8 protein-coding genes and 1 CRISPR repeat array are annotated in these 8459 nt (G+C 35.1%); all 8 genes read left to right on the top strand.

Annotation, left to right across the window (positions count from 1 at the left end):
- Positions 1-1559, top strand: a 1559-nt coding sequence (gene cas3 / locus Q0Y70_RS08775) for a CRISPR-associated helicase Cas3' (protein WP_297819928.1), incomplete at its 5' end; no start/stop codon positions are given.
- On the top strand, positions 1552-3237 hold the full coding sequence (locus Q0Y70_RS08770) for a type I-E CRISPR-associated protein Cse1/CasA (protein WP_297819925.1): 1686 nt from the start codon (positions 1552-1554) through the stop codon (positions 3235-3237). The genes cas3 and Q0Y70_RS08770, both read left to right, overlap by 8 nt.
- Before the next feature lie 18 nt (positions 3238-3255).
- Positions 3256-3858 (top strand): type I-E CRISPR-associated protein Cse2/CasB, encoded by a 603-nt coding sequence (gene casB, locus Q0Y70_RS08765; RefSeq protein WP_297819922.1) that lies wholly within the window; start codon positions 3256-3258, stop codon positions 3856-3858.
- Between the two features lie 2 nt (positions 3859-3860).
- Positions 3861-4982, top strand: coding sequence for a type I-E CRISPR-associated protein Cas7/Cse4/CasC (cas7e, locus tag Q0Y70_RS08760; protein WP_297819919.1), 1122 nt, complete (start codon positions 3861-3863; stop codon positions 4980-4982).
- A complete protein-coding gene (cas5e, locus tag Q0Y70_RS08755) occupies positions 4963-5676 on the top strand; it encodes a type I-E CRISPR-associated protein Cas5/CasD (RefSeq protein ID WP_297819916.1) in 714 nt (237 codons plus the stop codon). The genes cas7e and cas5e overlap by 20 nt, the downstream gene beginning before the upstream one ends.
- A gap of 11 nt (positions 5677-5687) precedes the next feature.
- Entirely contained in the window at positions 5688-6332 is a 645-nt protein-coding gene (cas6e, locus tag Q0Y70_RS08750; RefSeq protein ID WP_297819913.1) for a type I-E CRISPR-associated protein Cas6/Cse3/CasE, read from the top strand.
- Positions 6333-6335: 3 nt separating this feature from the next.
- Entirely contained in the window at positions 6336-7274 is a 939-nt protein-coding gene (cas1e, locus tag Q0Y70_RS08745) for a type I-E CRISPR-associated endonuclease Cas1e (protein ID WP_297819910.1), read from the top strand.
- Positions 7275-8162 carry a type I-E CRISPR-associated endoribonuclease Cas2e gene (gene cas2e / locus Q0Y70_RS08740; RefSeq protein ID WP_297819907.1) on the top strand — a complete coding sequence of 296 codons (888 nt, stop codon included), beginning with the start codon at positions 7275-7277 and terminating at the stop codon, positions 8160-8162.
- Positions 8163-8232: 70 nt separating this feature from the next.
- Positions 8233-8446: direct repeats of the CRISPR family, unit length 30 nt; unit sequence GTGTTCTCCACGCAAGTGGAGGTGATCCTA.
- Positions 8447-8459 lie beyond the last annotated feature (13 nt).

The following is an 8459-nucleotide window of genomic DNA, read 5'->3' as shown; positions in this document are numbered from 1 at the left end:
ATGATTATGGTGAGGTTGTAGTGAACAGCTGGTTTTCTGGTAAAAAATCCAGTTTATCTCATTTTGCAGTAGGAACAATCGATAATTTATTGCTTTTAGGGTTGAAGCAAAAACATCTATTTTTACGTCATTTGGGCTTTAGTGATAAAGTCGTGATTATTGATGAAGTGCATGCCTATGATGTCTATATGAGTTCATATCTTAAAAAGGCTCTTCAGTGGTTAGGAGCATACCACGTGCCGGTGATTGCGTTATCTGCTACTTTACCGATTGACAAGAGAAATGAACTTTTGAAGGCGTATCTTAAGGGAAAATATAATTCGAAAATAGTCACAGGACCTGCTAATTGGCAAAAAAATAAGGCTTATCCTTTGCTCAGTATGCTTGATGGACAAGGAATTAAGCAAGTAACTGATTTTGAGATCCCGCAAGATGAGCGTAGAAAAGTAGAAATTATTCGTTTTAAAGGCAATGAGCAAGATATTGTCAATAAAGCGTTATCTGAGATTTCTAATGGTGGAGTGGCAGGCATCATAGTTAACACAGTAAAACGTGCTCAAGCTATTGCTCAGCTATTGCCAAATGATGTTGAAACTTTAGTACTTCATTCAGAATTTTTAGCTCCAGAGCGAGAGAGATTAGAAAATCGATTACAAAAAGCTATTGGCAAAAATGCTAAGAGACCCAGCAAAATGGTAGTAATTGGTACACAGGTATTAGAACAATCACTGGATATTGATTTTGATGTCTTATTTACTGACATCGCACCGATAGACTTGATTATTCAAAGAATTGGGCGTTTGCATCGTCATAACATTAATAGACCAAAAGATCTCGAAAAACCAAAAGCATATATAACGAGTATCAATGATTTCGGGGATTATGGGGACGGTAACAAATTTATTTATGGCAACTATTTATTAATGAAAACTGATCATTTCTTAAAAGATAGTATTGAAATTCCGCAAGATGTATCAACTCTGGTTCAAGATGTTTATGATGAAAATAATGATGATTCAATAGATGGTATTCAAGATGCCAAGGATGACTTTGTTAATAAAGTCAATAAGTTAAAAGAAAAAGCAAAGCAATTTCAAATTAAAAAGCCGTTATTCAAGCATCCCGTATCTCTATCGGGCTGGCTAAATGACAGTCAGATTAATGTCGAGAATGATAATCATGCAGCAGCTTGTGTACGTGATATTGAAGAAACAATTGAGCTTGTTTTACTAAAACATACTGCAGATGGAAATTGCTTACTTGATGGCCGAATGCTAGAGAACGTTTCTAGTGAAGAAATCGCTAGTCAAACAATTAGACTGCCAATTGCCGTATCGAATAACTTAAATAAGAGAATACCTGATAAGATTGGCGAATCAATTAATAAACTAGAAAAAATAAGACTTGAGAATTATCCAAATTGGAGCAAAGATATTTGGCTTCACGGAGTACTAGCACTGACCCTTAATGAACAAGATGAAGTAAGTTTTAATGGTTATCGCTTACATTATAGTGAAAGCTTGGGCTTGATGTATGAAAAGGAGGATGCTGATGCCTGATAAAAGTTTTAATTTGGTTGAGAAACCGTGGATCAAAGTTCTTGATAATAATGGAAACTCTGAAATTGTTTCGTTAACTGACTTATTTAAAAATGCAGCTAATTATCAAAGATTAGCTGGAGAAATGGCTACACAAGATTTAGCCATATTAAGATTACTGGAAGCAATTCTGACAACCGTTTATTCTCGCCTTAACAGTAAAGGTGAAGCATATGAAGAACTTGAACTTGATGATCATTTCAGAGTAATCGATCACGACGATGATGACGATGAAGAAATTGTCTCAGCTTATTCGGATACTTGGGGTGAACTATTTAGAAAAGGCAGTTTTACGCGAGCAGTGACTGATTATTTAGAAAAAAACTCCGATTGTTTTGATTTCTTTGGGAGTAATCCATTTTATCAAGTAAATAAAGAAGTTTACGATAGCCAAGTTCCTGCAAACAAAAAGATAGATGTAGATAAACCTAAGGGAACGGTTAGTGTTAAGCAGATCAACCGTACGATTTCTGAAAGTAATAATAGTCCAGCAATTTTTTCGCCCAAGAGTCCTGATGATAAAAACAAAATTTCTTTAGATGAACTTATTCGCTGGATAATCACGTATCAAAATTATACAGGTGTAACTGATAAGACTAAGGTCAATACAAAAGAAAAGTTTTCTGTATCCGCAGGTTGGTTATATGGTTTAGGGACAGTATATGCTCAGGGCAATAACTTGTTTGAGACATTGATGTTAAATTTAGTTTTTCCAGAAGAATATCGAGAGCAAAAACCGGTATGGGAATTTGAAACTCCTATCAAATATATTGAGTTTTTAAAAACCAATCCTGAAACTTCAGGGCTTTCTGTAAGTACACTTTATACATTATGGTCAAGAATGCTTCATATTGAGTGGCAAAATAATGAACCAATTATTTTTACTGCTGGTCTACCCAAATTAAGTACCACGATGGCTTTTAATGAACCGATGACAACTTGGCGTAAGAATAAAGATGGTGAATATTATCCAGCTATGAAGCATCAGAATGATTTAAATCGTGCGATGTGGCGAAATTTTGGTCAATATGTTGCAACTAATAAAAGTAGCGATAATAATTTTCATGAACCAGGTATAACTAGCTGGCTAAAGAAGATTGAGAAGCAGTTACCAAATGATTATTTCGTTACTTTAAAAACAACTAACTTTATAAGTGACGGTAATGCTACCTCCCAATCACCAGTTGCGCAAGATAACGATAGTTTTAATATTCGGGCTAATGTGTTGTTAGATTCTGATGTAGCAAGTGAAAACTTCTGGCCAAAAAATATTGAAGATGTGATAAAGCTTACTCAAAGTGTGGGGCAAGAATTTTGGCGATTTAATAATAATGTTGTGACTAAACTGCGGAATCTTGATAATACCGAGATAGTAAACAATATGACGCAGCATTTTTACGAAAGTTTGAATCGTCCATTTCTTAATTGGCTTGCAAGTCTTCGAAATGATCAAGAACGTTCGCAAAAAAAGCAAGAATGGGTTGAAACTTTGAAGCAAATTGCATTTTCTGAAGCAAATCAAGTTGTTAAAAATGCTTCACCCAGAGATATTATCGGAATAAAAAAAGACCAGGATGTTGTTAATATTTTCACTTACTACAACTGGTATAAGTTGAATATATTACGTATTTTGAAATAAAAAGGAGGGATGATCCAAGTGAGTAAAGATATTAAAGTTGCTACAGAAGGTATAATTAGAAATTTGCATAAACGTGAGGGCAATGATAAAGCTATCTTGGCTGCAGCTCGAAATTCAAATTCAATATTAAGTAAGCAAGCTACTAAAGTATGGCCAATAATATTTTCACAATTGGATGAGAAAGATTTGGCTGATAAATCAGTTCCAACATATGCTGAAATTGCTGTTTTCGCGACATTACGTTGTTATGCATTATTTGAACAAGGTAATGATGATGTGAGAGATCGAGAATATGATCCAGCCCACTCTGTTTCTTTGTTTAGAGCTTTAGCTGCATTAAGAAGTGATGATCGAATTAAGGATGGGTTAGACCGAAGAGTTAAAAATTTATTGAGTACTACTAACTTAGAGAGTGTTACAAAATCTTTGGCAAGCTTAGTTAAAATTTTAAAGTCAAATAATTCAAAAGTTGAACTGGATTATGGAAGCTTAGCTAAGGATTTGAAGAATTTTCAATATAGTTTTGAAAGCGCACGGAAAGTTTCAATCAAGTGGGGTAGAGACTATTTCTGGATTAGCGATCAGACTTTAGAAAAATTAGCAAATGAAGAGGAGAAGTAAAAATGACAAAAGATAATTTATACGTTGACATCCATGTATTACAGACAGTTCCTTCATCTAATATTAACCGTGATGATACTGGATCTCCAAAAACTGCAATTTATGGTGGAACTACACGTGCGCGTGTTTCCTCACAAAGCTGGAAGAAAGCAGTGCGAGAAGGATTTAGAGACGATAGTGAAAAACAAGATTGGCTAGCAGGCTTTCGCACTAAAAGAAGTGCTGACTTACTTGCGAAACAATTAATGAAATTAGATTCAACATTAGATTTTGATGCAGCTCGCGAGAAAGCAAAAGATATTTTAACTAAAATGGGTCTAAAATTTGATAAAGCCAAAGCAAGTGATTCAAATAAGGATAAAGATTATGAAACTAAGGTTCTACTATTCTTTAGTCCCGGTCAAATTGAAAAGTTAGCGCAATATATGCTAAATCATGATGAAATTGATAAAAAAGAAGTCAAAAAAATACTTAATGACAATCAATCCTTAGATTTGGCGCTATTTGGTCGAATGGTTGCAGATGATCCAGAATTAAATGTAGATGCATCAAGCCAAGTGGCGCATGCAATTTCTACTCATGAGATTGTTCCAGAATTTGACTTTTATACTGCAGTAGATGATGAACAAAAAAATGAAGAATCAGGATCTGCGATGATGGGAACTTTGGAATATAATTCATCTACTTTATATCGCTATGCAAATGTTAACATAAATGAATTGGCACATAATGTTGGTAGTAACTTAGTTGTAACCGGGATCAAAGAATTTATTAAAAACTTTATTTCAACTATGCCAACTGGACATCAAAATTCATATGCTAACAAAACAATTCCTCAATATGTAATGGTAGTGTTGAGAAAGGATACTCCTGTTAACTTGGTATCTGCATTTGAAACTCCAGTTAAAAGCCGAGAAGGTTATGTTCAAAAATCAATTGAACAATTGGAAAAAGAATATGAAAATGCAGGTAAATGGGTAGCCTCACCGATTGCAACATTAGTTTTAGCTAATGATAATTTAGAAGTTAAAACAGGCAACCAAGTTGATGATATCGATAATTTGCTAGAGGATATTTCTACTGAAATTAGTAAGAGGGTAGAAAATGAAGACGTTAACAATTAGATTAACTGCGCCACTTCAATCTTATGGAAATGAAGCTAGTTTTGGACGACGCACTGCTAATCCGTATCCTACTAAAAGTGCAGTAATTGGGATGATTGCTGCGGCTAGCGGTTATCGACGAGATGATGAGAGAACGGCAGAACTAAATGATTTATCTTTTGCAGTCCGAATAGATCAGCCAGGACAAACCATGAATGATTTTCAGATCGTTGAATATGCCAAAAGCCCCACGAAAAAGGCAAAAAAATTAACTTATCGTAGTTACTTGCAGGATGCAGTATTTATGGTGGCGATTGGATCGGATAACAAAACAATCGATGAAATCGTATATGCATTGCAACATCCTAAATTTGCATTGTTTTTAGGACGAAGGTCAAATCCACCAGCTGGGCCGTTAATACTACAAACATATGAAAATAAATCTCCATTAGAAGTTTTACGTTCATTAGATTGGCAAGCAAGCAAATGGTACCAGGATCGGTTTATGTCAGATACTTTTAGAGCTGAGATCGTTTATGATTCATCATTAGATAAAGAGTCATCACCTTCTTTTCAAATAAAAGACAAGGTGGGATCTTTTAATTCTAAAAATCGTTTCCATACTTATCGTGAAGTGGCAAGTTCATATGTATTAGTAAAGAATAAATCTAAGTTGCCACATGAAACTGATCAAGATGTTATGGCAAATATATAAAGAGGATCGAAATGTATTTATCGAGAGTAGAAATTGATACAAATAATCGACAAAAAATTAGTGCTTTGCAACATCTTGGAGCTTATCACAATTGGGTGGAGCAAAGTTTTCCAGAGGAAATTAAAGAACAAAAGAGATTACGTCATCTTTGGCGCATTGATGCATTAAATGGCAAGTTATATCTTCTTGTACTGAGCGAAGAAAAACCTGATTTGGAAAAACTTGAAGCTTATGGCGTTAAAAAAAGTGCAATGACGAAAGATTATGATGCCTTTTTAAATAAGCTCCAAGAAGGACAGGTGCTGCGATTTCGCTTAACAGCCAATCCTACGAGAAAAATATCTCGACCTGGGCATAAACAAGGTAGAGTGGTGCCACATGTCACGATTGATAAACAAAAGGAATGGTTTTTACAAAAAGCTACCAAAAACGGTTTTGAGGTTGTTTCTGATCCCAGCGGATTAAACTTTAATATTGTAGATAGAGATTGGAAACTTTTGCGCCATAAAGGAAATCAAAATGCTAGATTAAGCTGTGTGACTTATGAGGGAATCTTAAAAATCAGTGATCTCAAAGCATTTAAAAATGCGCTCGTCAATGGTATTGGTCGTGAGAAAGCTTATGGTATGGGATTATTAACGGTTATACCAAGGTAAAATATGAAGAAAAAATTTGGTGCTAAAAAGCCAGAAATCGGGGAACTTAGCAAAGTTAGTGATCGAATCACGTTTTTGTATTTAGAACATGCTAAGTTAAATCGAATTGACAGTGCTATCTCTGTGGCTGATAGTAAAGGGACTATTTATATTCCAGCTGCGATTATTAGTGTTTTATTGTTAGGACCCGGTGTAGATGTTACACATCGAGCAATGGAATTAATGGGAGAAGCCGGAATGGCAGTAGTCTGGGTGGGTGAATGTGGAGTTCGTCAATATGCACATGGTCGAGCGCTGAACCATTCCTCAATCTTACTTCAAGCACAAGCAAAATTAGTTTCAAATAATCGTAGCAGGTTAAATGTCGCTAGAAAAATGTACCAATTACGTTTTCCTGATATTGATGTATCGGATTTAACAATGCAGCAATTGCGAGGTAAGGAAGGCGCACGAATTAGAAAGGTATATCAACTTCTGTCTCAAGAAACTGGGGTTAAATGGGTTAAACGTGAATACAAAGTTGATGACTTTGATGCTAGTTCGCCAATAAATCAAGCGCTCACCGCAGCTCATCAAGCTTTATATGGTTTGAGTTACAGTGTTATTGTTGCTATGGGAGCATCAGTAGGCTTAGGTTTTATTCATACCGGGCATGACTTATCGTTTGTCTATGATTTTTCTGACTTATATAAAGCACAATATTCTATACCAATTGCCTTTAAAACTGTTCAAAAGTATGTCGATGAAGATATTGCAAGCTATACTCGCCATGCAATGAGGGATGCTTTTAAAGATGGAAGACTTATTCAAAAAATGGTCAAAGATCTAAAATATATTCTTGATGTAGAAAATGATTTGGATACTCAGGTAGTAATGAGTCTTTGGGACAATCAAAACGGTCTTCAAAAATTTGGTGTTCAATATCATGAAATAGGTGATTAAATGATTGTGATCACTTTATCGAAAACTCCTGCATCATTGCGGGGTGACTTAACCAAATGGTGCCAAGAAATTCAAACGGGAATTTATGTTGGAAATGTCAATGCTAAGGTTAGAGATTTGTTATGGGAGCGTGTCCAAAAAAATATTGGCCAAGGTGAGGCAACGCTGGTCTATAATACCAACAATGAACTTGGCTATACTTTTCGGACAACTCGCGCAGATCGAAAAGTCGTTGATCTTGACGGTATTCCATTTTTAAAACATATCAATTCTAGTCCCATTATGAAAACGGGTTTTAGCAATGCAGCTAAATATCACAAGGCCTCTAAAAACAATCGAAGTTTAAGAAAAGGTGAGTCTAATGAGGCTTTATTAAAATTTGTGGCATTAGATATTGAAACGACAGGCTTAGATCCTACTAAGAGTGAAATTATCTCTATTGGCGCAGTAAAATACACGATGACAAGACGAGTTGAGCTTTTTTATGAATTAAATAAAGATGCAACTTGTATCCCCGAAAAAGTCTCAAAATTAACTGGTATAGATTTACCCACTTTGAAGTCATCAGGTAATAGCTTAGAAACAATTCTCCCTCTCTTGAAAGATTTTTTGGAAGACCGAATTATTTTGGGATATAATCTGACGTTCGATCTTGGATTTTTAAATAAAGCCTTTGAAATAAATCATCTTTCAGGCTTGTTAAATACTTCGAAAGATCTGTTAGCGATAATTAAAAAGAGAAATAAGTTCTTAGATAACTATCAGCTCAATACAGTACTATCAGAATATGATATTGAAAATGAAAATCCGCATCACGCAGATTCTGATGCAAGATGTACTTGGCAGTTAGCTGCGAAGTTGATTGAAAAAGGCCAGTTGAAATTGTAAGATTAGTAAAAGTAATAAAGAATGGGTTTTTTCGGTTTGAAGAATGTTGTCATTGCGGGATTCTTTTAGTGTGTTCTCCACGCAAGTGGAGGTGATCCTAAATGAGATTAAAAAGACGCAACAATCTTTTAGTGTTCTCCACGCAAGTGGAGGTGATCCTATATGCTCATCAAAAATCATTCTTCAAATTCTGTGTTCTCCACGCAAGTGGAGGTGATCCTTACGTTGATGATACTACTGGCAAGATAATTAAAGTGTTCTCCACGCAAGTGGAGGTGATCCTAGAATATGTTTTAT

The organism is uncultured Lactobacillus sp. (assembly GCF_947367085.1).
Lineage (GTDB): Bacteria > Bacillota > Bacilli > Lactobacillales > Lactobacillaceae > Lactobacillus.
The sequence above is the reverse complement of the archived record's forward strand: the minus strand, read 5'-3'. Positions and strand labels throughout refer to the sequence as shown.